Annotated in this window: 14 protein-coding genes and 1 pseudogene; 7 read left to right on the top strand and 8 right to left on the bottom strand. The window is 73.5% G+C overall.

Features of this window, described 5'->3' with window-relative positions:
- Nucleotides 1–716: 716 nt before the first annotated feature.
- On the bottom strand, nucleotides 717–1,952 hold the full coding sequence (locus tag NE358_RS11120) for a hypothetical protein (RefSeq protein ID WP_499318584.1): 1,236 nt from the start codon (nucleotides 1,950–1,952) through the stop codon (nucleotides 717–719).
- A gap of 1,095 nt (nucleotides 1,953–3,047) precedes the next feature.
- Here NE358_RS11120 and NE358_RS11115 point away from each other — a divergent pair.
- Genes NE358_RS11115 through NE358_RS11100 form a run of 4 tightly spaced genes read left to right on the top strand, consistent with a single transcriptional unit; the run spans nucleotide 3,048 to nucleotide 16,138 of the window.
- Entirely contained in the window at nucleotides 3,048–9,653 is a 6,606-nt protein-coding gene (locus NE358_RS11115; RefSeq protein WP_289938484.1) for a hypothetical protein, read from the top strand.
- Nucleotides 9,654–9,701: 48 nt separating this feature from the next.
- Nucleotides 9,702–12,647 (top strand): hypothetical protein, encoded by a 2,946-nt coding sequence (locus NE358_RS11110; protein ID WP_499317817.1) that lies wholly within the window; start codon nucleotides 9,702–9,704, stop codon nucleotides 12,645–12,647.
- Nucleotides 12,648–12,659: 12 nt separating this feature from the next.
- Complete coding sequence (locus NE358_RS11105; RefSeq protein WP_103206322.1) at nucleotides 12,660–13,151, top strand: hypothetical protein; 492 nt, start codon at nucleotides 12,660–12,662, stop codon at nucleotides 13,149–13,151.
- On the top strand, nucleotides 13,136–16,138 hold the full coding sequence (locus NE358_RS11100; protein WP_289938479.1) for an AAA family ATPase: 3,003 nt from the start codon (nucleotides 13,136–13,138) through the stop codon (nucleotides 16,136–16,138). The genes NE358_RS11105 and NE358_RS11100 overlap by 16 nt, the downstream gene beginning before the upstream one ends.
- Before the next feature lie 57 nt (nucleotides 16,139–16,195).
- On the opposite strand, the gene NE358_RS11095 is transcribed toward NE358_RS11100, so the two are convergent.
- Nucleotides 16,196–16,732: a sigma-70 family RNA polymerase sigma factor gene (locus tag NE358_RS11095; RefSeq protein ID WP_116238974.1), complete on the bottom strand. Its 537-nt coding sequence runs from the start codon at nucleotides 16,730–16,732 to the stop codon at nucleotides 16,196–16,198.
- A 128-nt stretch (nucleotides 16,733–16,860) separates the two neighbouring features.
- Nucleotides 16,861–18,792, bottom strand: a complete 1,932-nt coding sequence (locus NE358_RS11090; protein WP_141375972.1) for an Hsp70 family protein — start codon at nucleotides 18,790–18,792, stop codon at nucleotides 16,861–16,863.
- Between the two features lie 168 nt (nucleotides 18,793–18,960).
- Here NE358_RS11090 and NE358_RS11085 point away from each other — a divergent pair, with 168 nt between their 5' ends.
- Nucleotides 18,961–19,632, top strand: a complete 672-nt coding sequence (locus NE358_RS11085; protein ID WP_141375970.1) for a response regulator transcription factor — start codon at nucleotides 18,961–18,963, stop codon at nucleotides 19,630–19,632.
- Between the two features lie 11 nt (nucleotides 19,633–19,643).
- Nucleotides 19,644–21,407, top strand: a complete 1,764-nt coding sequence (locus tag NE358_RS11080; protein WP_147301833.1) for a hypothetical protein — start codon at nucleotides 19,644–19,646, stop codon at nucleotides 21,405–21,407.
- On the opposite strand, the gene NE358_RS11075 is transcribed toward NE358_RS11080, so the two are convergent.
- Nucleotides 21,387–22,334, bottom strand: a complete 948-nt coding sequence (locus tag NE358_RS11075) for a sensor histidine kinase (protein ID WP_289938468.1) — start codon at nucleotides 22,332–22,334, stop codon at nucleotides 21,387–21,389. The genes NE358_RS11080 and NE358_RS11075 overlap by 21 nt on opposite strands.
- A gap of 179 nt (nucleotides 22,335–22,513) precedes the next feature.
- Here NE358_RS11075 and NE358_RS11070 point away from each other — a divergent pair, with 179 nt between their 5' ends.
- Complete coding sequence (locus NE358_RS11070) at nucleotides 22,514–22,681, top strand: hypothetical protein (protein WP_170210608.1); 168 nt, start codon at nucleotides 22,514–22,516, stop codon at nucleotides 22,679–22,681.
- A 9-nt stretch (nucleotides 22,682–22,690) separates the two neighbouring features.
- On the opposite strand, the gene NE358_RS11065 is transcribed toward NE358_RS11070, so the two are convergent.
- The 4 genes and pseudogenes from NE358_RS11065 to NE358_RS11050 all read right to left on the bottom strand — a co-directional run bounded on the left by NE358_RS11065 (nucleotide 22,691) and on the right by NE358_RS11050 (nucleotide 24,943).
- On the bottom strand, nucleotides 22,691–23,614 hold the full coding sequence (locus NE358_RS11065) for a nucleoside hydrolase (RefSeq protein ID WP_289938465.1): 924 nt from the start codon (nucleotides 23,612–23,614) through the stop codon (nucleotides 22,691–22,693).
- Nucleotides 23,611–24,030 (bottom strand): PfkB family carbohydrate kinase, encoded by a 420-nt coding sequence (locus NE358_RS11060; RefSeq protein ID WP_499317813.1) that lies wholly within the window; start codon nucleotides 24,028–24,030, stop codon nucleotides 23,611–23,613. Before NE358_RS11060 ends, NE358_RS11065 begins: the two co-directional genes overlap by 4 nt.
- A 106-nt stretch (nucleotides 24,031–24,136) precedes the next feature.
- Nucleotides 24,137–24,412, bottom strand: a pseudogene (locus NE358_RS11055) (PfkB family carbohydrate kinase); the annotation flags it as partial.
- A 45-nt stretch (nucleotides 24,413–24,457) separates the two neighbouring features.
- The gene (locus tag NE358_RS11050; protein ID WP_103206331.1) at nucleotides 24,458–24,943 is read right to left on the bottom strand and encodes a hypothetical protein; all 486 of its coding nucleotides are present in this window, start codon (nucleotides 24,941–24,943) and stop codon (nucleotides 24,458–24,460) included.

The raw sequence follows: 24,943 nt of genomic DNA, 5'->3' as shown, positions 1-24,943 counted from the left end.
TCGGGGCCGTCACCGATGCCCTCGGCGACGGGAGCGGGGCCACGGCCGCACGGCTGGCGAGAGACCGGTCAGGGCATCGTCACAGACTTCGCCGGCGAGGCGTTCGTCGAGGTGATGACGGAGGGCACGTACAACGCCATTCAGGGACAGGGGTTCGATGTCAGCGCCGGCGGAGTGATGTCGGCGGCGTCGTCGAGCATCGGCACCGGTCTCGGCGAGGCAGCCGGATTCCACCTCGGCGGCGGGTCCGCCCAGGACGGCGGGGATGCCACGGGTGAGGGGACGAGCGCGGATGATCGATCCGGCGCGATGTCCGAAGGCGGCGCAGCGAGTTCCTCCGCGGGGCCGATGACGAACCCCGCCTCGGGCTCGGGCACGGGTGTGGGACGAGCCCCGGGTCCGGCGGCGACGCCCGTCGCGGGCGTGGGCACGGGGCCGGGCAGACGCCCGGCGAGCGACGCGGTCGGTGGCCCGTCAGCCGACCCCGACCGTGCCGCGGCGGCACCGGAACGCGGGCAGAGCTCTCCCGGGACTCAGCCCCCCTCCGGGGCGACGATGCCGCCCGCGCCGCGGGGGGAACGGCCGCACGCCGAGTCCTCGATGGGGGCGGCGGCACAGACCGATTCGGCCGCTTCGCGCTCCGTGGCATCCGCGCCCTTCGGACAGCCCTCGTCGGCACCGGATCCGGTCGGTCCGCCCGCGACGCCGGGCGCCGGTCAGGAGGCGACGGCGGACCCCGGGAGCTCCGACCGGCCCGGAGCGCCGACCGATCCGCGCGCGACGCCCGGTGGAGGTCCGTCGGGCGATGACGGCGAGACGGCGACCGGTCCGACGGCGCCGCCCGACTCGGCGACGGCCTCCGGTGTCGATGCACGGCCGGCTCCCGCTCGCCCCTCGGACGCGGTGACGCCCGGCTCTGCGGCGACGCCGGATTCCGCGGGGACGCCGGGTCCTGCGGCGACGCCGAACCCAGCGGCGACGGACACGACCGGTCCGGCGGACGCGGCAGCCGGCCCCGCGACGTCGGGCGCTCCGGGGCGCGGCGAGGCGGTCGCCGAGACGCCCGTCCCGGCACCGGCCGACGCGGCCGCGCCCGGCGAGACGATCGCCGAGGTGACCGAGCCCGATCCTGCCGAGACGCCCGCCCCTGTCGTGACGCCAGGCCCGCCGCCTGCGCACGCAGCGACTCCCGACACGGCGCCGGTCGACGGGTCGACGCCGGGACCCGCGGTGACCCCGGCGCCAGGACAGGCGGATCCGGCGACGGTCAACCCGGGGGCTACCCCCGGTGCGGAGCCTTCGGACACGGCGCCCGCGGACGCGACGACTCCCGGGCCGTCGCCGTCCGGCGCGTCCACGCCGGGCTCTGCGGAGACACCCGTCTCGACGCCGGAGCCGGACCAGCCCACCTCTGAGCCGGCAGCGACGCCCGGGCCGGCGACGCCCGATGCGGTGGCGCCTCGACCCCAGGTGACCCCGGCGCCGGCGCCGGCGGACGCGTCGACGCCCGCACCGGAGACGTCTGACACGGCGACCTCCGACCCGACGCCGGCCGATGCATCGACACCGGGACCCGTGCGGACGCCGACACCGGGACAGGCCGAAGGCGCAATGCCCGAGCCGGGTGCCACTCCCGACGCGGCGCCTTCGAACACGGCGCCTTCGAACCCGGCGCCCTCGGACCCGGCGCCTTCGAACGCGGCGCCGGCGGACACGACGACGCCCGGGCAGGCGACGTCCGACGCGTCGACGCCTCGACCCGTCGTGACGCCCGATCCGGCACCGGTCAACTCGAGCCCCGGACCCGTGGGGACGCCCGGCCCGGCGCCGACGGAGACGGCGACGCCGGGGCCCGCGGCGACAGGCCCAGGAACGGCCGGCCCGTCGACGACGCCGGACCCGGGGGCTGACACCGCGACGCCCTCCGCCACGGCGACGCCCGACCCGTCCACCCGGTCCGATCCGGCCCCCGGCCCGGCAGCGGACGGTGCGCAGCGGGGGACACCGCACGACGGTGATCGCCCGCACACCGACGCACCCCTGTCGTCCGACGGCGGGTCGGACACGTCGCGTCCGACGGTCGATGAGGTCGGGCCCGACCGCCGCGCGGGGGATTCCCCAGCAGATGGGCGGGAGACGGCCGATGCGTCGCCGGCGGCTTCGTCCGCGGTGGCTCCTGGGCGCGCACGGCCCGCGGGAGACCCCGCGCCCGTTTCCGCGGCGGATCCGGCGGTGGCCCCGAACGGCTCGCCGGGTGAGGCGACGGCATCCGATCCCCGTCCGGGTCGCGCGGAGGCGGCCGACGGTTCGGCAGGCATCGCTTCGGGAGGGCCGGCCCTCGCGCCGACGGCCACGCCGCGCGTGGACGCACCGGCGCCCACCTCGGGAACGGTCGCACCGGCACGGCACACCGCCCCGACGAACGCGGCATTGGGAGCCCCGCAGCCGAAGGCGCCGGCGACCGTCCCGTCGTCCGCGCGGCCGACGACGTCGTCGCCGTCCGCACGGCCCCGGCGCCGACCGCGCTGCCGTCTGCCCTCCCGGCGTCTTCGCCGGCGTCGGCCCCGACGCCGGCGCGCGTCACGCCGGCGCGCGCGGCCGCCGGTACGGCTTCGAGGCAGCCGAAAGCGGCGCGGCAGGACGCGGGCGGCACCCCGCAGCCGGGACCCGGGCCGGCGAGCACGCGCCCGGCGGTGCCCGTGGTCGCGTCTTCCTCGTCGGCACGCCCCCCGGCGGCGACGCCTGCGTCGTCGGAGGGCCCGGCGGCGCCGACACCCTCCTCTCCGCCCCCGCCGCCTCCGCTGCCGAATCGCGCGCCGCGGACGCCCGCCGCGGCGACCGCGGGCCCCTCGCGGACCCGCCGCCGCCCGACTCCGCAGCCTCCGGCACCGGATCCGCGACGGTCCGCCGCGAGCGACGAGGGCTGGCGGCACGCGCCCGCTGCGACGGCGACGTGGTCGGACCCCTCGAACCCCCTCCGCGAGTCGGACTGGCGCCCCCGGCTGGCGTCCGCGACGCCGCAACGCGTCGACCAGACCGCTTTCGACGTGCGCGCCGATGGCCGGACGGGGCGGCTCGACCGCTTCGAGGGACGCATCGCCTACGACCGAGCGCGCGTCATCGTCCCCGACGGTCGGGCGATCCAGGTCTACACCGTGCGCGTGCACCTGGTGCGAGGGACGGGCGTCACCGACGCCGAAGTCACCGCCGCGCAGGACCGCGCCCGGGCGAGCGTGACGGCCATCGTCAATCGCGGATATCGGCTTCCCAGCGGCGATCAGATGCATCTCGACGTCGAGTTCACCCCCACCGCCGCCACCGCGCACGCCACCGTGCGGGTCGTCGCCGGTGTCGACGAGGTGGGGACGACCGGCCGGGGGCCGGACGGGCAGCCGGTCACCGCCACGGACCAGCGGACGTGGCGGACGGACGAATCCGGTGCGGTGTTGACGCACGAGCTGCTGCATTTCCTCGGCCTCGCCGACGAGTCGGTCGACACGCGGCGCGTTCTGCTGCAGGACCCCACGCGCAGCGGCGTGAACAGCGACACCGGGATCATGGGCGATGCGGTCCATCGCGGCGGCGCAACGGTGTATCCGCGGCACCTCTGGGCGATCGAGCGCATCGCCGACGGCGAGCATCAGCTACCCGACAGGCAGTACCCGGCGAACGAGATCCTCCAGGGTCAACCGCTGCCCGTCTCTGCCATCGGTGACCCGCGCGACCTACGGAGGCAGGTCGCCCGTCACCTGCGCGTGCGCCCCGAACGCGTCTCCCGTTCCCTGGGACTGCGAGACGAGTCGACGGCGGCGGAGGTCGCCGCCGCATGGCGCGACGTGCTCGCTTCCGGGGTCATCACGGTCGACGGGCGCACAGCCGTGGTGCACCGCACCGACGTGCTCATGCCGGCCGTGACACCGACGGCTCCGTCGGCGAAACCGGTGGCGACCGACGACGCTCCCGCCGCCGCCAAGCCCGAGGCGCAGGCCGAGGACGTCTTCTCGCGCACGCAGAACGTGGAACTCGGGGCGAAGGAGTCCCTGAGCACCTCCCATCAGCTGGCAGGGCAGGTGACGGTGGCCGCGGGCTTCGGGCCCGGGTACCCCGCCGTGACCTTGGGCCTGGGCGCCGGTACGGGCTCCGACCTCGGCATCAAGACGACGCTCAGCGACACGGCGACCCCGGCGACCGCACCGACACCCGCGCACGCCACGGTGTCGCTGACGCTCACGACGGACGCCAGGACGACGCCCCTCCGCGTCGACATGAGCCTGTCGATGCCCGAGCTGGAGCACACCGTGCCCCATGCGACCCCGCAGCGCGGACGCGCGCCCGGCGCGCCCGCCGACGCGCGAAGCGCCGACCTCCGCGGCATCCGTCCCCAGCGTGTCACCCATCTCGACACCGCCGCGGTCCGTCCGACGTCGCAGAGAGACGTCGATGCGCTCACGAGCCTGCTCACGGCCTCGGGCGAGGCGACGGCGAAGGGCGACTCCCTGACGTTCTCGGTGGATGCCGGAGCGCCGCAGGTCACCTTCCGCGGAGTGTCCGCGGGGTCGAGCAAGACCGGGAGCAGCACCGCCTTCTCCTCGGGCTGGTCGAAGAACAACGAACTGAACGCCACGATCGGTGCGCGCGGGCGCGTGCGCAGCTTCTTCCGCACCGGCGGCGGCCTGACCGTGACGCTGAGCGGCCAGTACGGCGGTTCGAAGGAGCTGAAGCACTCCAGCTCCCGCAGCGACGACGACAAGCTGGCCGTCTACGCCCTCTCCCGCACGGTCCGGGTGGCGTCGGGTCGCGGCGCTCCGCAGCCGGTCGAGGTGCGCACGACGTTCTCGGTGCCGATCGCCGACGCCGCGGCGCGCGGGCTGTGGATGCCGGATGCCGTCGCCCCCGCCAACAGAAACACACCGTCCGTGACGCCGGGCACCGACACCACCTTCGATCCGTCGAAGGACTCCTTCGTCTCGGCGCCCCCGGATCTGGCGGACCAGATCTCGACGGGACTCGGGCTGTCGGAGAAAGGCGCCGGTGCCGTTGCGGGGCGGTTCGACGGAGACGCCGGCAAGGCCTCACTGCACGACGCCGCCACCGGCGGGGCGACCATCACCTGGCAGGAGGGCGGCCGGACGCACCGTGTCACGGTGCGGGCCGACATCGCGCTCACCGACGCGGACGACACCACCGCCAGCGTCCCGTCCAAGCGCGAGGAGTCCCTCGCGAGCAAGCGCGAGATGACGGTGGACTCCAAGCGCGGTCAGCGCTTCACCTTCGGGGGGCTTCTGCTCGCCGCGTCCGGGGCTCCGGCGACGAGCGCACTCGGCCCGGATTGGGGTCGGGCCTCCGCCCAGGTGTCCGCCGGGCACCAGCGTTCGGTCAAGAGCTCGGCATCCCAGGCCCTGAAGGAGACGCGCGCGGCGTCCGGTGACACGCCCGCGGCGTACCATCCCACCCGCACGACCCTGAGAGTGGTGCACGAGTCGACCGCGGATGCGAACGTCTTCCAGCGCGCCCTCGCGGGCGGAAGGCTTCTCGGAAGCGGTCCGGCGAGCAGCCGGCACCGCGCGGAGACGCCGAATGCCGGCCGGTCGATCCCGGTGAGCGGGGTCGTCGTGCGTCGTCCCCAGCTGGACGGCGGCGCGCCGACCTCCGCGGGCGGACGCACCCTCGTGGGGGCGGTTCACGACAGCGCCTTCCGCGCGGTCGACGTCGCGGCTCTCGGCCCCTTCGCCAAGGTCGAGCGCATCCACGGGCACGAGGTGCACGCCGACGTGCTCGAGGCCGCCCTCTCCAAGCGCGGCGACCTCACCCGCGGGCCCGGCGCGCGACACCGCCGCATCTGGGGCAGCGGCAACTTCTCGAGCTGGGGCCCGCTGACCTTCGGCACCACGACCCGCACCCACGCCCTCACGCGATCGCCCTTCACCAAGCCGGGCGAGGTCACGGCGTCGGCCGTCGCGGCGCTCGCCTCCGACGCCGGACTCCGCACGATCGCGAACGCCGGGCTCGGCGGTCGCAGCGTGTCGACCGGCGACATGACGCTCACCGGCAAGCTCGGCGACCTGCGCGGCTCGGTCGAGGTGACGCAGCGCCTGGGCAACCCGACGTTCGTCACCTCCCGGCAGGACCGGACGCTGACGCGCGGCTCGGGGGAGGACCGGAGCGTCGGGACATCGCGGGAGTGGAACGTCGGCTTCGGCGGCGACGCGATGCTGCGTGCGGTGGTGCCGGGCTCGAAGAACCGGTTCGTCATGCAGGCGGGGCTCAAGGCGGGGTACACCTACGGGCGGTCCGCCGACCACAGCCTGTCGACCGGTAGATCGACGGAGCGCAGCCGGACGGGGGAGACCGTCGTCGTCCGCTTCGACGCCGAACGCACCTACGCACCCACCCTGGAGCTGCGCCGGTGGCGGTGGCGTCGGGGGTTCGCCAACCCGTCGTACACCCGCTACGAGCCGGCGTCCGTGGACGTCGAGCTGCCCGCTGCCGAGGCCGCGAAGCTGCTGCTCGCGCACGGCGTCGCCCTGCCGCCCGCACTGAGCGCGCACACGCCCGCGGCCACGACGTCGGGACCGACCGCCCCGTCGCCCGCACCGGTGGACACCGGGGCGCCGGCGGGGCCGAGCACGACAGCGTCGGCCGGCCCGAGCACGGCGGCATCGATTCCTCCCGTGGGGAGTCTGGACGGCTACGAGATGACCCCCCTGCCTCGCGCGCAGCCGTCGCGCGGTGATGGGGCCGTGTCGACGAACGCCCCGAGCGCACCGACGACCCGGGACCCCCTCGCTCCGTACCGCGACGACTCCGACGCCGTCGTCGGGCACAGCACGGTCTCGGCGCAGGACCTCGACTCCATGGATGCCACCTGGCGGCCGCGTGGCGTCGGCGACGCGGATCGCGGACTCATCGCCGCCGAGGTTCGTCGTCTGCTCACCGAGGCGCCGGGCTCCGGGTTCCTCCGCGATGCGATCGTCGGACCCAACCGGGTCACGATCCCGCTCCCGGGAGGCTCGTTCAGCCAGCGCACCGCGACGATCGAGGTCACCGTCGCTCACCGACCGGATCCGACGGATGCCGAGAATCGGACGACCCTGACGGGGGAGAAGCTGTCGACGGACCGGTCGCACGGCGTCGCCGGCAAGCGCAGCAGCTTCCACGCCGTCGACGTCGGTGCCGACGGCCGAATCGGTTTCAACACGCGAGCGGATGCCGACATCGACCACCCGGGCGCGGAGATCGCCCCGCAGCACGACGTGACCGTGTTCAACCGTCGATGGGACAAGAGTGCGTCCGAGCCGGTGTCGCCGACGGTGACCGTCACCGCCGAGCACGAAGCACTGGAGCAGCATCACATCCCCGTCACCTTCGATGTGAACGTCAGGATCCACGAGCACGTCAGCGGTGCCATCGACGCGATGCTGCCGCGCAGCATCACCGAGGGAACGGATCAGACCCTTCCCCCGCTGTCGTTCGCGGGTTCTCTCGACATCCTCGAGCCGCAGAACTCGCCGGAGGCGATTGCGTCCGCGCCGCCCGCGCCGAGCGCGAAGCAGTTCCGCCTGCCGGCGGCGGGAGCCTGGCGACCCGTGCGGTGGGACCACACGGGAGGCGACGCCATCCGGGCTGCCGTGCACGCGCGACTCGGGTCGCTCGGTGCGGAGCGGCCGGGCGACGTCTACGACGAGGCGCTGCGCGTGTCGATCTCGGACGGCTCGCTCTTCGCCGCGCTCCCGCGGATCGTCTCGGGCGAGACGTTCCGCTCCGACGACCTCATCGCCCGCCGCGGCGCCTTCCGCGACGTCCGGTCCCACGTCTCGGTCTCCGGCGCGCTCGTGGCGCCGTCGATCCGGTTGGACACGACCGCGCCGGAGACGACGCTGAAGCACTCGATCGACCTCGGCACCGGTACGGCAGCCGGGCGCAAGCAGGCGCACGAGACGGGCGCGACCCTGCAGTTCGGCATGTTCGGCGAGACCGACGGCGGCTTCGCTTTCGGGGGGTTCACGCCGTCGTGGAAGGTGTCTTCGAGTCGGACGGGCGAACAGGGGGAGGACGTCAAGACCTCCGAGAAGATCACGCACAAGGGCCGGTCGTTCATCGTCGACGCGCACCTGCGGTTGAAGGTGGATGCGGGGACCTCGACCATCGTGAGCAGCGACGGCGAGCGGCGACCGGACGAGATCGACGTGCCCGTCGTGCTGCAGGTATGGGAGCAGCAGCTGGGCGCCCTCGATCTCGCGGTGCCCGCCGACCTCACGGGCGACGCGGCCCGTGACGCCGACGCTGCGCGCGAGGCCGCCACGGCGGCGGCGCGTGAAGACGAGGCTCGCGACGCGCGTGAGGCGGCCCGGGGGCGGGCGCGAGACGCGGAGGATCGGGTCGAGCGGGAACGTCGGGCCCAGGAGGATCGCAGGGCCACGGCGAAGGCGGAGGAGAAGCGGAAAGTCGACGAGGAGCGTCAGCGTCGAGAGGCGGAGACGAAGCGCAGGGCCGACGAGGAGCGCGAGCGTCGCGAGGCGGAGGCGGAGCGGAAGGCCGACGAGGAGCGCGAGCGTCGAGAGGGGGACGCGAAGCGCAGGGCCGAGGAGGAGCGCAAGGCCGAGGCGGAGCGGAAGGCCGAGCAGGAGCGCGAGCGTCGGGAGGCCGAGGAGAAGCGCAAGGCCGAGGAGGAGCGCAAGGCGGAGGCGGAGCGCAAGGCTGCGGAGGAGCGTGAGCGTCGCGAAGCCGAGCAGAAGCGCGAGCGTCAGGAGGCGGAGCGCAAGGCCGAGGAGGAGCGCGAGCGTCGCGAAGCCGAGGAGAAGCGCAAGGCGGAGGCGGAGCGCACGGCCGAGGCGGACGCGGAGGCGAAGCGGAAGGCCGAGGCCGAGCGGAACGAACTCGAGGAGAGACAGCGCCGGCACGACGAGGACCAGCGCCGGCACGACGACGAGACGGCCGCCGAGGACGCTCAGACGGATGCCGAGGACGACAGCTCCGCGCGCGATGACGACGGCTACGAGGCCGACGACGAGTCCGACGTCGGCTGGGGCTCGGACGACGGCGACGACGACCGCGAGTCGACCTCCGTCCCCGACGATGCGTCGGTCCCGTCGGTTCCGCCGATCCTGGGCGTCCCGGGCGTCCCGGCCCCAGCTGTCCCGGCCCCGGTCATCTCGGGTGCGCCGACGCCGCCCGGACCCGGCGGTCCGCCGCGGACTGCCCCGGTCGACGACACCGACTCCGAATACGCGACAGCCCCGAGCGAGCAGCCGTCCGACGCGGAGTACGTCACGGCGGCAGAGCCCGAGGTCGACGAGCCGCCCTCCCGTCCCGCACCGCCGCGGCCCCGCGCCACGACACCGTTCCCCGTAGCGCCTCCACCGCCCTCGTCGGCTCCGGTCGATGGCATCCCGGATCTTCCGTCACCCGCCGCCCAGGCTTTCCTCCCGTCGCCGGGCGACCTCCGCGATGCACCTCAGCCGCGCGCGATGTGGATCCCCGACGCGCCGATGTCGGGGTACGTGCCCGAGGAAGAGGACGAGCACGAGGACGACGGCGTCCTGCTTCCCGATGGCACGACCACCGGCGACGGTTCGGTCTTCGACGCCCAGGCCTTCTTCGACGACGCGCTCGCGGGAATGAGCGCACCAGCCGGGAGTGCCACGACCAGATGAACCCTGCGCGCCTCCTCGCCCGTGGTCGAGATGAGGGAAGGGGATGCCGTGTCGTCGATCACCGTGGAACGGACGGGTTTTGGAATCGTCGTCGCCGCCCCGGGCGACGCCGGGACAGCGTCCCTCCTCGATGGCCTGCCCCCGCTGCGAGCCGCGCGCTACCTGTTGGCGACACCCGCTCTGCAGAACTCGCTGCGGGAGGCCGCGCCCGAGATCGTCGATGCGGTGCGGCCCCACCTCGACGGCACCGTCGTCGTCCCGTCCGACGGATTCGCCCGAGACGGAGCGGACGGCGCGGAGGCCGGCAGCGCTCGGCTGGCCCGTGTGCTCGGTGTTCCTGTCGTCGCGCCGGAGGGACGTTTCCTTCCGTGCCCGGGCACGCTGTTCTCCGTCGGGAGGGGGGACGGCTGGATCACCCGGAGTCCCCAGGGCGCGCGCGTTCCCACCGGACGGCGCTACCCGGCCCCGAGGTGGCAGCAGCACCTCCCCGCGAACCTGCCCGGGACCGCGCACATCCCCGCCGGACTCTGGGTGACCGCGGGGGCTGAGTCGCGCCACGCCGTCCGACTCGCGGGCATTGCGGTCAAGGACGGGCGGTTGCTCGTCGTCGTGGGCAGCCCGGCGGAGCCGGCGCCGCGCCAGGAGCGGCTGGAGGCGGTGCTGCGGACGCTGCCCGAGGAGGTGCGGTCGGCGGTGGTGCTCGTCGGCTACGGTCCCGGCAGCCTCGACGTCACCACCGTGCGCGACCTTGCGGCGACGCTGGGGCAACCGCTCCGCATCGCCCACGGCGTCGAGATCGACGGGACGTCTGTCCGACTCGACGGCGACGAGACGACCACGCCGCCGACGTTCGCGATCGAGAGCGTGTGCGCCCCCGACGGATCCGTGTGCCTCGAACGCTGGGAGACGCCGCCCGGTCTCGTGCCCGCGTCCGCCGGCGGTTACCGCTTCGACGAAAGAGCGCGGGCGCGGCGCCGAGCGAGCGCGGACTGGCAGGTGCACATCGTCCCGACGGGGCTGCTGGTGGCTCCGGCGGGGGAGCGGCTCGTCGAGCCCGGCACCGCAGCCGTGGTCGGCGATGCGCTGAGCATCTCCCTGCAGTGCGACGGCGCGCGGCGACCGAGGGGTCTCCCGCGGTTGCTCGCTCCCCTTCTCGCTCGCCTCGAGCGCCTCGGAAACGTCGTGATCCACCCGCTCGACGCCACCGCCCGGCGCGTCGTCCGCGACGCGTATCCCGGCCGGTGGGCGCCCATCGAGGCGCTCGCGTTGACCCCGGACGGCAGGCTCGTCGCCGCGACGAGGGATGCCAGCGGCGACACCCCCGAGGCAGACGGAGCGGTCTCCGTCGACGAGACGGCCGTCGGACCCACCGGGCGCATGGACGCGGTGACGTCGTCGTCCGATCCTTCGGGACACCTGGTCGGCGGGTGGGCCCGCCCCGGCGCCACGGACGGCGCCCTCCCCTCGGGGGGCGAGGAGCCGCGATCGCCGGGGAGCCCGGTCACGGTCGTCGCCGTCGTGGGCGGCGAAGGCGAGACCCGACCCTCGAGAGAGCGGACGGTCGGCCGTCGAGCCCGTGGCGCGTCGGCCGCGGCTGCCCTCGAGGGCGAGCACGCTGACGCGAACCGGTCGTCGCCTACTCCGCCCGAGCCCGGTGCTCTCTCCGTCTCCGACGTGGGGTCCGGCGCTCACGAATCGTCCACGCCCCGGTCGAGTGCCGCGCCGGCGGCGGCCGCGTCGTCCGCGCCCGCCGCGGAGCACCCGCGGGCGTCCTCCGACGCCGCCACACCGTCGGCCGCCCCGGCCCCCACGCCGGCCGCGTCCGTCTCGGCCGCCGCCACTCCCGCTGCCCCCGCCCCGGCCACGCCCGCCTCGGCCGCCGCCACTCCCGCTGCCGCCCCCGTCCAGCCCGCCCCCGCCCCGGCGACCCCGCCGGTCGGAGACCCCCCGCGTGCGGGCCTGACCCGTGCCCTGCAGGGATCGACGCTCACCCCCGCGCCCGGCCCCGTCTCTCGGACGGGGCGCGTCTCCACCGAGCAACGGCGGACCGCCGCGCACGACCCCGTGGCCGGGGTGTCCCCGTCCGCTGTGGCGCCCACCGCGCCCGGTACACCGCAACCGACGACGACGGCGCCCGCGCAGACGACCGCGCCCGCACGGTCGACAGCGCCTGAACGGGCGACTCCGTCTGCGCAGCCGACCGCCCCCGCTTCGCTGAGCGCGCTCGTGCCCGAGGAGACGGGCGTCGACCCGGTCGACGCGACATCCTTTCCTGCCTCATCGATGTCGGAGCGCGGGCCGGCCCCGTCCGGCGAACCGTCCGCCGTCGTCCTCCCGCGCCGTCTGCTCGAAGTCCCCGTCGACGTCCGCTCGACCGCCGAGCAGCGGCACAGCGTGCGGACGGCGCTCGGTCCGCGGTACGACATCGCCAGTCGCACGGTGTCGCACCTGCTCGCACAGCAGCCCGGCATGCGAGCCGCCACCGGCGACCGCTCCGCCATGCTGACGGGCCTCTCACTCGTGCGGATCTTCGCCGCGGAGCCGCACGCCGAGTACGACCTCGACTTCCACATCTGCCTCGCGGAGGGACTCGCGATGCTGCCCACCGCTCGGACGGTTGTCGTCCGTGGCATCCCGTCCGCCGCCGGTGCCGCGCCGGGTGACGTCCTCCGGCTGCGGATGCCGCTTGTCGCCGCGGCCGCCGACGGCCCGGCGACCGGTCCGGCCGAGGCGCTGATCTGGACCACGAGCGGTCGTCGGCTCGACCGCGTGCTGCACGGTGCGACAGGGGCGGAGGACATCGCGCTGCCCGCCGGCATCCGCCTGCGCGTGCTGGAGGGCGTCGGCGGTCCCGCTGACCGGGTGCTCCTCGCCGAGGAGGGGACCGGGACCGAACCGGCGCTCGCGAGGCTCCGTTCGGCGGCGGAGGCGCGCGGCGACCTGCGTGCGCACACCGACGACCGTTGGCTCGGCGATCTGCCGTCGGCAGCGTGAGGAGCGGGGACGATGGACGAGCACACCTCGGACGAGAGACGTCCGTCGGGCCGCGGCACCCCGGGCGGCCTCGTCGGCCGGGTCGCGCGTCGTCTGCGGCCGTCGCCGCTGACGGTGATCGCGCGGGTCTTCGACGGTCAGCACGACGGCGACCCGTGGTTCGCGCCCGAGCACCCCGTGATCGTCGACCCGGTCGAGCGCGAAGACGTGCTGGGACTGCTGCGCTCCGGCGCCGTCATCCTGCACGCCGCCCAGAAGCTGCGCGACCACGTGGGCGACCTGGACGCGGCCGTGCCCGCCTCGCTCCGCTCGGACGGCGTCTGGGTCTGGAGCGACGCCTGCGCGTACTTTTTGGAGAGGTACTGGATCGCGCCCGATGCGGAGCTGGTGCGGCATCTGCGCACCGCGGGCCCGCCTCTCCCCGTGAACGCGAAGACCTGGCGGCGCCTCTCGGCGGCGATCCGCCCCGACGCCTGGAAGGGCACGACATGGCCTCTCGACTGACCGCACGGGAACGCACCGTGCTCACCGTTGCCGCCGACCTCCCCGATTGTCATCCGTCCATCGCGTCGGCCCTCGCCTCCGCCGAGGACGGCGACGTCATCTCGATCCGCCCGGGTCTGTACCGCGAGTCGCTGCTCGTCGACCGTTCCGTATCGCTGTCGGGCGTCGGGGATGCCGGCGAGGTCCGCATCGAGGGCATCGACGGTCCCGCGGTCTGCAGCACGGCGGAGGCGCGGATGTCCGGCCTCACCCTCGCCCGGACCGACGGCGACGTGGCCGTCGACGTGGCCTCCGGGACGCTGTCGTTGGACGATTGCACCGTCGAGGCGTCGACGGAGGTCGCGCTCGTGGTACGGGCCGACGCTCAGTTGTCACTGCACGACACCCGCGTCGCGAACGACGCCGGTGCCGGTGTGCTCGTCTTCGAGGGCGGCCGGTCGGAGATCACCGGCGGCAGGCTCCACGACATCGCGACGACGGCCCTGGTCGTGCGAGGCCCGAGCTCCGCGCACATCGTCGACGTCGTCATCGCGTCGGCGTCCGGCGGTCTGCTGGTCGCCGACGGCGGGCAGCTGACGGTCGCACGCGGCCGGATCGCCGATGTCACCGGCGCCGCGATGACGGTTGAAGGCGGAGCGAGCCTGGATGCCACCGGCACGGTCATCGTGGCCGGCGGCGGCATCGGGGTGCTCGTCACCTCCGGGGGCTCCGCGACCCTGGCGGACGTCACGATCCGCAATCCCCGCGGCCAGGGCGTCGTCGGCATGGCCGACGCGGTCATCGACCTGTCCGGGGTCGGCATCCACGACGGCGCGACCCACGCCCTGCACCTCGTCGAACGTGCGCAGCTGACCGCGAGGGCGTGCGAGCTGCGCGGTGCCGGGCACGATGCCGTCGTCGTGGCGGACTCCGCGTCGGTCACCCTCGTCGACTCCACGATCTCCCGTCCGGCCGGGACGGGCGTGATCGCGTCGGACGAAGCGACCGCAGCGCTGACGGACGTGCGCATCGTCGAGCCCGAGGTCGCCGGAGCGATCGCGCGGGACACGGCCCGGCTCGTGCTCGAAGGCGGCTCCCTGCGCGGCGGGCGGCAGGGCGCGGTGTGGCACGGCTCGTCGACGGGTGCACTTCGACGGACTCGCTTGCGAGACGTCGCCGGCGACGCGGTCCACGTCGATCCCGACGCCGATGTCGAGCTCGAGGAACCGCCGGTCGGTGACGACGGGCACGAGTCCGAGGTGACGGCGGTGGAGCGGCGTTCCACGGCGGAGCCGGCGGCAGCTGCCGATGCCGACGACCGCCCGGACGGGGCGAGCGAGCTCGATCGCCTGCTCGCGGAGTTGGACGAGCTCGTCGGGCTCGACAGCGTGAAGCGCCAGGTCGAGACGCTCGTGCGCATGCATCAGATGGCCGAACGCCGCGCCGAGGCGGGCCTGCCTTCGCCTCCCATCTCGCGGCATCTGGTGTTCGCCGGTTCGCCGGGGACGGGTAAGACGACCGTCGCGCGACTGTACGGGCGGATCCTCGCCGCGCTCGGCATCCTGCGGACCGGCCAGCTCATCGAGGTCGCGCGCCCCGACCTCGTCGCGGCCGTCATCGGCGGCACCGCGATCAAGACGGCGGAGATGTTCGGTAAGGCGCTCGGAGGCGTCCTCTTCATCGACGAGGCGTACGCCCTGTCCAAGGACAGCGGCTCGAGCAACGACTTCGGAGGCGAGGCGATCGACACGCTCGTCAAGCTCATGGAGGACCATCGCGACGACGTCGTGGTCATCGTCGCGGGGTACACCAACGACATGCGCACGTTCATGGCCGCCAACCCCGGTCTGTCGTCGCGCTTCTCCCGGACGGTCGAGTTCGCCGATTACTCCTCCGCCGAGATGGTGACCATCGTCGAGGGGCTGTGCCGGGTGAACCACTACAGCCTCGAGTTCGAAACACGCGCGGCGCTGCACGACTACTTCACCAAGCTGCCCCGCGATGAGACCTTCGGCAACGGCCGCACGGCGCGGAAGGTGTTCGAGGAGATGCTCGGGCGTCAGGCCTATCGGCTCGGCAGCCTCACGGAGGTGGACGCGCTCACCCTCACGCGCCTCGTGCCGAACGACCTGGGCCCGCTGCCCGGATCCGCGATCGGCGCCGGCGTCGGCCGCGTCGACGAGGAACGCGTCGAGCAGCTGCTCGGAACGCTGCGCGAGCTGGTCGGGCTCGACGACGTCAAGACCGAGGTGCAGGGGATGGTCGACCTCCTGACGTCGGCGCGCCGCAGGCAGGCGGCGGGGCTGCCCGCGCCCTCTCTCAGCAGGCACCTGATCTTCGCGGGTCCTCCCGGCACGGGCAAGACGACGGTCGCGCGTCTCTACGGCTCTCTTCTCACGGCGCTCGGGGTACTGGCGCAGGGCCAGGTCACCGAGGTGTCGCGCGCCGACCTCGTCGGCGAGTACGTGGGGCACACGGCCCGGAGGACGACCGAGGCGTTCGACCGCGCACGCGGCGGCGTGCTGTTCATCGACGAGGCCTACACGCTGGCGTCGGGCGGGGGCAACGGTGCGGACTTCGGAAAGGAGTCGGTGGACACGCTCGTCAAGCTCATGGAGGACCACCGCGACGAGGTCGTCGTCATCGCGGCGGGCTACGAGCGCGAGATGGACCAGTTCCTCGCGACCAACCCGGGCCTGGACTCGCGCTTCTCGCACCGTGTGAGGTTCGCGAACTACACGCCCGACGAGCTGGTGACGATCGTGAACCAGCACGCGACCAGCTCGGGCTACGAGTGCACGGGCTCGACCGTCGCCGCTCTGCGCGGGCACTTCACGGCCGTCGACCGCACCGCGTCATTCGGCAACGGCCGATACGCGCGACAGGTCATGGACGCCGCGATCGCCAACCACGCCCGCCGCACCCGCACGATCGAGGATCCGTCGATGGACGATCTCGTCCTGCTTCTGCCGGAGGACATCCCCGCGGCCGGCGTCATCGGCGCCTGATGCCGGACACGACATCACCCGCCGGGTGCGGACCCGGCGGGTGATGTCTCGTGCGTTTCAGGCGACGAGAGCCGCGCTCTGGGAGCGGATGGCTCGCAGCGCATGGAACACGCGGCTCTTGACCGTGCCGATCGGGACGCCGAGCCGCTCGGCCGCCGCCGCGGCGGTCTGATCGGCGAAATAGACCTCCGCGAGCGTGGCCCGGTGCACCGGCGACACGACGGCGAGAAGTTCCGTCACGACGACACGGTCCTCGACCTCGTGCGCGGGGTCGTCGACGGATGCCGTTCGTTCGGCGTCGAATTCCGACCAGGCGATCTCCGCCGGACGGGCCCGACGGGCGCGGTGATGATCCATCGCGATGTTGTGGGTCACGCGCGTCAGCCACCCGCGCACCGACCCGCGCTGCTCGGTGAGGCGGTCGAGGTGGTTCCACGCGCGCAGCATGGTCTCTTGCACGACGTCCTCCGCGCTGGCGGTGTCGCCGTCGAGCAGACGCGTGGCGTAGCGCACGAGACCACGCCGGTGCGTGGTGACGAGCTGGTCGAAAGAGGTCGGGGTGTTGTGTGCGGTCGGGGCCGGGGGGATGCCCATGGACGAGTCCTTCCTTCGGTGGACGGTTCTCTTCGATCGTCCGACCGCGCGGAAAGGCTGTCTCTGGGCTCATCCCCCGTGTCGGGTCGTCGTCCCGACGCGGCGGGTAGGGCTGTCCCTACCCGCCGTCACGTGCTGCAGCGCACAGCTGTCGGGTCGTCGCCGACGAGGTCCTCCCATCGCACATCGGAGAACGTCAGGTCCAGGGCGCCGGTGCCGAACGCCACGAAGGGGGTGTCGACGGCGCGGGGGTCGAAGCCCGAGACCGTGAAGCAGGCGGCGGGGACGATGACGCGCTGCGTGGCTCCCTCCGCGAGGGTGTTGATCGTGCTCGTGATGTCGACCGCGCCCCCGCAGGGATATCCGCAGTGCGCGGCGACCTCGAAGAACGTGGCCGCTCCGCTGTTGCGTGTGACGTCGAAGACGAGCGCTCCGCCGCCGTCGGCGATGTCTTCGAGGTCGATCGTCGCGCCGGAGCTCTGCGCGTACAACTGCGCGGGGGAGTCCCCCGTCCACACCGCGTGGAAGCCGGCATCCGTCTGCGTCAGCTGGAGATTCGGGCGCGAGGCCTCTTTCTCGTCCAACGGGGTCACGCCCCACACGCCCGCCGTGTCGCTCGACTGCACGAACCAGTTGAGTCCGGTCGTCGAACTGCCGTCGGTGAGGATGGGGAAGGCGAGGGTGGCGGTCGTGGTCTCGGCCGCGGCGGCGGCTGGTGCGGGCGCCGCGACGACGGTGGGCGGGGCGCTCGCCACCGGGCTTGCCGCGGTGCTCGCCGCCGTCGGGGTTTCACCGCGTCCCGACCACGAGGCGGCGGTGACGATGGCGGCGCCGGCGACCGCGGCGACGGCGAGACCGGCGAGGAGCATCGAGCGGCGACGGACCCGGGGGCGTCCCGTCGTCCCCGGGGCGGAACTCGCGAGGATGGTCGTCGGGAGGGGATTCGCGGTGGCCGTCTCGAGGGGGGCGTCGGGCCGTGCCGGCATGGTGTGATCGGATCCCGCTGCCCACGCCCGCGCCCGTTCGGCTGCCCCGAGGGCGACGGTGAACTTGGGAAGGTGGGTGGCGGCGATCGGCTTGCCGATCGACGACACCTCTTCGGCCACGAGGGGGATGCGCGACGACCCGCCCGCGAGGACGACGACGTCCACGTCGTCGGGATCGAGGCCCGCCGAGGCGATCGAGCGCAGCAGAGCGGCGACCGCTGTCTTCACCATGGGGCGGATGCTGCTCTCCAGATCGGGCCGTGTCAGGGTGATCGCCGTCTCGGCTCCGTCCAGGTTCAGGCGCACCACGGTCTCTTCGTGGACGGACAGCGCTTCTTTGGCGCTCGTGCACGCCTCGTCGACGGAGGACAGGATCGCGACGTCGTCGGGGTCGGCCGGATCCAGGGCGGACAGACGTCCACCCAGACGTTGATCGATCAGGCCCCGGACCGCGTCGTCGAAATCGTCGCCGCCGAGATGCTCGATTCCCTCCGGGGTGCCGAGCACCTCGGGCCCACCGTGTGCGACACGGAGGACGGCGGCCTCCGTGTTCCGGCCCCCGAGGTCGAAGACGGCGAGGATGTCGCCCTCGGCCAGTCGGCGATCGCGCGCGAAGAACGTCGCGGCCGCGACCGCATCGGCCACGATCTCGTCGACGCGCACGCCGGAGAGCTCGGAGATGCGTGCGAACTGCTCCCGGCGGTAAGGACCCCACGCGGCGGGACACGTGACGACGACACGCTGCGGCGCCTCGTCGTACTGCTCGGTGACCGCGGCGACGACGTCGCGGAGTTGCGCGGCCATCAGCGCCTCGGGCGCGGTGCCGACGCCGCCGACGAAGATCGGCGTGGGGTCGCCGAGCCGCCTCTTGAACCCCCGCACGAGTCGCGTCCGGTCCTCGGGCGCGGCATCCATCGCAGCCTGGCCGGTCAGGATGGTGCCATCGGCGGCGACGAAGGCGACGGAGGGTTCGACGAGGTGCGGCGTCAGGTGGGCGGCCCGCACTCCGGCGTCGTCGCCCACGGCGACCGCGATCGAGGTCGCTCCGAGGTCTACGCCGATCGAATATGGCATGGGGCTCCTTCCGGTGTCCGAGCTCCCTCTCGAACCCGGATACGAAGCAGACACTAGATGAATAGTGTGAACGGGTCCTCCCCGGCTCCGCGGGGTCTGTCGCCGGGGGCCGCGATAGCATAAGGGCGCGCGGGTCGAACGCCGCGCGACGCAGGAAACGGGGCTTCGATGCGGGTGGCGATCGCCGACGACGGCACGTTGTTCCGTGAGGGGCTGGTCATGCTGCTCGCCGCGGCGGGTCACGACGTCGTCGCCGCGCACGACGGCGGCGATGAGCTTCTCGCCACGCTCGATGCGGAGCAGGTGGACATCGCCATCCTCGACATCCGGATGCCGCCCGGCGAAGAGGGCGGGTTGGTGACCGCCCGAAGGATCCGGGCGCAGTTTCCCGACATCGGTCTGCTGATGCTGTCGCACTACGCCGAGTCGCACTTCCTGCGCGCGATGCTCGAGATCGGCACGGAGGCCATCGGATACCGTCTCAAGGAGCGCATCGCCGGTGTGCAGATGCTCAACGACACGTTGCAGCGCATCCACGCGCGCGAGATCGTCATCGAGCCCGTCCTCGCGAGCCGACTCATCGAGATCGGGGAACATCGTGACGGCGCGATGGCGGGCCTGGGGGAGCGCGAACTGGACGTGCTCCGACTGATGGCGGAGGGGCGAGCGAACCGGTCCATTGCGGAGCAGCTGTTCGTCTCGGTGAAAGCGGTCGAGAAGCACGTCGCGTCGCTGTTCGTGAAGCTCGAGATCCCCGGTGACGCCACGATGCATCATCGTCGGGTGCTCGCCGTGCTGAGCTATCTGCAGGCGCAGAAAGTCGGTGGGGCCGGCAGATGACGGCGCGGAACGTGCCTCGTCGCGTCGTGGACGTCATCGCCACGACTCCTCGCGACGCGCTGCTGCTCGCACTCCTGCAGAACCTCGCCCTCGGCCTGGCCGATCGTGAAGCGCCCACGCCGCGGCTGCGGCTGCTCCGACGCCTCGAGGACGGGCATCTTCAACGGCTGGCCTCGTGGCCCGAGAACGAGGAGGGCTCCGAATCCGCGCGTGCCGATCCTCACGTCGTGCCCGGCGTCGGGGTCCTGGAGATCGTGCCCCCTCCCGACCTCGCCGTCGCGAGACGCCGACGGCTGCTCGTGGAGTCGTGTGCGTGGCTCGGGGCGACCGTGCGGGCCGACCGTGCCCTCAGAGAGCTCGAGCGCGCTCGACAGGACGCGCTGTCGAGTGAGCAGGATGCCGAGCAGGCCGAGGTCCGCGCCGCCCGCGTCCGCGAGGGGGAGCGCATCCGGCTGGTGGACAGCATCACGACGACGACCGTCGCCGACGTCGCCGAACTCCGCCGCCGGCTCTCGACGCCCGCGGAAGCCGTGGAGTGGCCGGCCGTGCACGCGCTGACGGAACGCCTCATCGACGAGCTCCGCGACACGGTGCGCGGGGTCTTCCCCGCGATGCTGCCCACGTGCGGCGCAGAAGAGACGCTCCGCGAACTCGCGGCGGCGTCGGTCTCGCCCGTCACCGTCGTCGGCGATCTGGGGCGGCGGACGAGCTGGGACGTGGAGTCGGGCTTCTATCACGCCGTGGCCGGCGTGCTTCGGGCGATGGCGCGTACAGGAGTGCCCCTGACATTGGCCCTTCACCGTGCGTCCGGGCTGGTCGCGGCGGTGCGCGGCGGCGGACTGGACGGCGACGCGGTCGAACGGGCGCTGCGGATGGAGATCGAGCGCATCGGCTCGCTCGGCGGCGAGCTCAGGGTGCGGGAGCGAGCCGGCGGGGAGGTCGAGGTCGTCGTCGAGATGCCCGACCGCGGCGACGTGAGCTCGCTGCCCCTCTCGAGTCGGCAGATCGCCACGCGTCCCCTCTTCGCCCGCGTGTCCGCGCTCGTGGATGCCGCGGGCCTGCCGGACCGGGAGCTCGAGGCCTGCCGTGACGCGCTGGCCGCCCCCGTGACCCTGCTCGTGGTCCAGGGGCCCTCGCCGGCGCCCATGCCGGGCGTGCAGACGGTGCTCTGCGACGAGGCCGCCGATGCGGCGCTCGGCACCGAGGTGCGGGATCGTCAGGGCCGCTGGGGTTCGATCGACGCGGTGGTGTGCGCGCTCGCGCCGCGTTCCGGATTCGTCGACGCTCTATCGAGCGAGCAACTCGTGTTCCGTGACGGCGTCGCACCCGCCGAAGCCGTCACGACGCTCTCGGCGAGGGCCCCGGTGCTCCTGGCGCGCCGAGCGCTCGACATGCTCTCTGCGTCGGCGTCGCGGGCAGGGGTCACGCCACTGCTCTGGGAGATCGACAGACTGCGGTCTCACTCCTTCGAGCTCGTCGAGGACGCGCTGCTCGACGAGTACGCGCGGGGTACGGCGCACTCGATCGTCGATGCCGACGCCGCGCTCCTCCTCGGCGCGGCGGGCGGTGATCCGCGGGTACGCCTCGGTCTTCTCCCCGACGCCGACGACGAGCAGGTGCACGCGGCGGCTGCCGCCGCCGTCGAACGGTGGCAGCGCGCGGCGGCTCGACCGGGTCTGGGTGGTTCCGGACAGCGGGCTGTCGAGGCGCTGCAGCGGAGCGCGGCCGGTGTGCTCGATCGCGAGAGCTCTTCGTCAGTACGGCACGCTGGCTGAGATGCGTGTCCCGGTGCCGCGGGACGAGTCGACGTCGAGGACGCCCCCGATCGCCTCGATGCGATGGGCGAGGGAGGCGAGACCGCCCGCTTCGCCGCTCGCGGTGAACCCCGGTCCGTCGTCGCTCACCCGGACGAACGCACGGCCGCCCTCCAGTCGCGCCTCGACGAGGATGCGCGCCCCGGGCGCGTGGCGGCGGGCGTTGCCGACGGCCTCGAGGGCGAAGAAATACAGCGCCGACTCGACGACGGGGAGCAGTCTCGAGATGTCGGTGCGGACCTGCACGTTCGCGTCCTCGAGTTCGACGAGAGCGCCGCTGAGCCCCTCCCGCGCCAGGATCGGCGGCAAGACGCCTCGCGCGGTGGTGAGCAAGAGCCGTTCGGCCGTGTCGAGCTGTTCGCGCAGGCTGGCGAGCCGCTCCTCGCCGCCCTGCTCGTGCTGCTGATGCTCGGCGATCGCCATCGTCATGCGAAGGGCGACGAGATGATGCTGAGCGCCGTCGTGGAGGTCGCGCTCGAGGCGCCGCCGCTCGTGTTCCATGTCGGCGGACGCGCGCCAGCGGACATCGTCCCGTCGGCGCACCGCTTCCTGGCGTCGACGTCGGGCGTGCCACACCCCGTCCTCGGCGGCGTAGGGGGTCAGAAGCAGAAGGAGTGGCTGCCATGTGCCGGCACCGGGCATCGCCGCGGCGGGTGCGACCGTGGCGATGATGTCGGGATCTGTTCCGAGTCGGAGGGTCGCGACGTCGTCGCCCGGGGCGGTCTCGCGGGCGCTCCAGCTCAACGCCTTCGTACCGAGCCGCAGTTCGCACCGATGCGCGCCGATCGCCTCCGCGACGGTCGCGAGCAGGGTCGACGGCGGAGGAGGGGTGTCCGATGCGGTGAGCGCCGTGGTGAGCGCATCGCCGATCACTTCTTCGGCGCGCACGCTGCGACGCTATCAGCCTGTCCGTCGGCTAGAGCGGTGCCGACCCGGCGGGGACCGCCGCGCGGCAGCGCTGCGCAGATGCCGGGTCCTCGTCGTCGCCCCAGCGCTGTCGACGGGGAATCGAGCGATCCGGGTCGCCGCATCGCCGGGCCGGTTCCCGATGCTCCTACTCTGGATCCATGGCCCGCGACGCGCACGACGACCAGGAGCAGCGCGCTCTCCGCGCCATCGAGGCCATCACCGCCGGTGCGGACATCGGCGACGAGGCGTTCCGGCTCGCGAACGAGTTCACCGACCGCCACACGTCCCGGCTCGGCGCATGGGTGAAGCGCCGCCGCCGCCGCTGACGAGGAGCCTCAGACCGGCCACTCCCGCGCTTCGAGCCGTTCCAGCAGCACTTCTGCCGCCGAGCCCTCCATCGCGCGGACCCATCTCTGCGTCTCCGACTCGCTCGACGACACCGTCCGCCCGCGTTCGCCGCGTTCGAGTCGCACGTCGACCCGGCCCGCCGCAACGCTCACTCCGCGCAGAGCCCCCGCGGCCACCATCGCGGCGAGCGGATCGTGCAGCGCGCAGCGGCGGTCGGGAAAGACTCCCGCGTAGAAGTCGAGGTAGTGCGGCAGCATGCGCGCCAACGCCTGCGGCACGGCTCCCGGGATCGCTTCGAGGCGCACGAGGTCGGTGGCATCCAGGGTCTGCGTCATCGTGACGTCGAGGGGCACGAGCGTGGTGTCCCAGTCCTGCGCGAACACGACGGCAGCGGCTTCGGGGTCGTTGTGGATGTTGGCCTCGGCCCACGCGGTGACGTTGCCCGAGTGGGCGAACGCACCGCCCATCACGACGAGGTGGTCGAACCGCGCGACCCCGGGCGCCTCGGCGTAGGCCGCGAGATTTGTCAGGGGGCCGAGGGCGAGCACGGTGAGGTCCGGATGCCGTGACGCCACGTGGTCGATCAGCTCGACCGCCGCGCGGGCGTCGTGCGCGCGGGCCGCGGCGGACAGGGCGATACCGCCGAGCCCGTCGTCACCGTGCACGTGCGGAGCTCCGCCCGCGTAGGCGCGAGCGCGGAAATCGTGCGCGCCGATCACGACGGGGATGTCGTCTTCGCCGGCGAGCTCGAACAGCGACAGGGTGTTGGCGGCGGCGCGGGCGGCATCCGTGTTGCCGGAGACGGTCGTGACGCCGACGATCTCGACGGACGGCTCGGCCAGCAGGTAGGCGAGGGCGAGGGCGTCGTCGATGCCGGTGTCGCAGTCGACGAGGATCGGGCGGCGGCTCATGCGCGGACTCCGTAGGTGTCGAGGGCGTCGAGCGCCGGTTGCGAGGCGTCGTCGGCGACGGCGGCGGACCCCACGGCGCAGGCGCGAGCGAGGGCGTCGGTCTCGGCGTCTCCGCGGAGCAGCCCGACGACGAGCGCCGCGCAGAACGCGTCGCCCGCGCCGACGGTGTTGCGGACGGTGGTGGGCACTCCCGCGGCCGAGGCCACGAGCGCGCCGTGGCGGTACAGGCGCGCACCCGCGGCGCCCAGCGTCACGCAAAGCAGAGGGGCGTCGTGCACCTCGGGCAGCTGCGCGTACTCGGTCTCGTTGACGATCACGAGGTCGCACCGGTCGAGCACCTCGGCGGGCAGCGGCCGAGCCGGTGCGGCGTTGACTGCGAGGAAGCCCGCCGCGCGCGGCGGCTGAGACGACGGCATCCGAGACCTCCAACTGCAGCAGGACCGCGGATCCGGGCGCGATGCCGAGCGCGTCCGCGTCGATCGCGGCGTTCGCCCCCGGGCACACGACGATCGAGTTCTCGCCCGTCGCATCGACGACGATGAGGGCGGTTCCGGTCGCGGCATCCGCGGTCTGCACGCCCGAGGCGTCGACCCCGATCGCGGCGAAGCGCTCCCGGATGCCGTGACCCTCCGCGTCGTCCCCCACGGCGCCGATGAGTCGGACGTCGGCGCCGAGGCGGGCAGCGGCCACCGCCTGGTTGGCACCCTTGCCGCCGGGGCCGCGGTCGAGCACGCCGTCGGCGACGGTCTCGCCGGGCCCGGGGGAGCGGTGGACACGGGCGGTGAGGTCGACGTTGATGGCGCCGACGACGGTGAGCTGGGGGGAGATGGCGGGGCCTTCCGATCAGTGGAGGAGGAGCTTGGCGACGATGAGCAGCGCCGACACCAGGGCGGCACCCACCGCTGTGAGCGCGACGACGGGCGCGGACGAGCCGCGAAGACGCGCTCCCGCCGTGGCGACGACCACGAGGTACGCCACCGCGACGCCGACGCCCCACAGCAGAGCGGTGCCGAGGCCCACGCCGAAAGCGACGAGCAGCACGACCACGAGCAGGGGGAGGAAGGTGACCGACACCATCGGCGCACCCACCGCCAGGTGGTGTCGGAGGATCTTCGACGGGCGGCCGGGCGAGGTATCGCCGAGCGTGTAGGCGAAGACGTGCGTGGCGAAGTAGACGAGGTTCGTGAGCGCGACCACGAGGATCACGTCGCTCAGGTCGGCCTCGCCGAGACCGATGAGCGTGGATGCCGAGACCAGGGCGCCGTAGCACCCGGCGCTGATGCGTTCGGCGGTGTCGGTGGAGAGGCGGCGCTGTCGTTCGGTGTCCAT

Source organism: Sphingomonas sp. G5 (assembly GCF_052660795.1).
Note: the sequence above shows the minus strand (reverse complement) of the source record. Positions and strands in the feature narration are given on the sequence as shown.